This is a genomic window from Caballeronia sp. LZ003 (genome assembly GCF_031451465.1).
Classification (GTDB): Bacteria; Pseudomonadota; Gammaproteobacteria; order Burkholderiales; family Burkholderiaceae; genus Caballeronia.
Genome location: NZ_JARUXJ010000080.1, coordinates 1 through 892, shown reverse-complemented (window position 1 = coordinate 892; position 892 = coordinate 1). Strand labels below are relative to the sequence as shown.

Annotated in this window: 1 protein-coding gene; it reads left to right on the top strand. The window is 62.6% G+C overall.

All coding sequences use genetic code 11. The features are described from left to right. Positions 1-892: DUF927 domain-containing protein (locus QCE79_RS33050; RefSeq protein ID WP_309851670.1), on the top strand; the 892-nt coding region annotated here is incomplete at both ends.

Sequence of the window (892 nt, the reverse complement as noted above, 5' to 3'; positions counted from 1 at the left end):
CGGAACGTTAGACGACTGGAAGCGCGACGTCGCTTCGTATTGCTCGGGCAACTCCCGCATGCTGGTCGCGGTCTCGACGGCATTTGCCGGGATGATGCTTGCGTATTCGGGTCAGGAGTCGGGAGGCCTGAATTTCGTTGGCGACTCGTCGACAGGTAAAACGACGGCGCTTCGAGCCGCTTGCAGTGTCTATGGTGGTCCCGAGTACATGCAGAGGTGGCGTGCAACCTCGAACGGGCTTGAGGGCTTGGCCGCCCTTCACAACGACACGCTGCTCGTGCTTGATGAACTCGCGCAGGTCGATCCTCGGGAGGCAGGCGAGATCGCCTACATGCTGGCCAACGGCAGCGGCAAGGCACGAGCGGGGCGAACCGGCTCAGCGCGCGCGCGGCAGTCGTGGCGGCTATTGTTCCTGTCCGCCGGCGAGATCGGTCTCGCGCAGCACATGCAGGCAGGCGGGAAGAAGGCGAAGGCGGGTCAGGAGGTGCGCCTGGTCGAAATTCCGGCGGATGCGGGTCGGGGCTTCGGTTTGTTCGAAACGCTGCACGGGCAAGTCGGCGGCGCGAAGCTCTCCGCGCTGATCAACGAGGGTTGCAAACGCAGCTATGGCATCGCCGCGATCGAAATGCTCAACGCGATAGCTAAAGAGCCGGAGGTGATAGAGCAGTACCTGCGTCAGGAGACGGCCAAGTTCCTCGCCCTGCATCTGCCAGCAGACGCCAGCGGCCAAGCCCACCGTGTTTGCGAACGGCTTGCGCTCATTGGTTTGGCGGGCGAATACGCGACGAATCGAGGTATTACTGGATGGCAAGACGGCGAGGCGCAATCAGCCGCAGCTTATTGCTTTAAAGCGTGGTTGAGCAATCGCGGCGGCGCGGGGAATCACGAACAT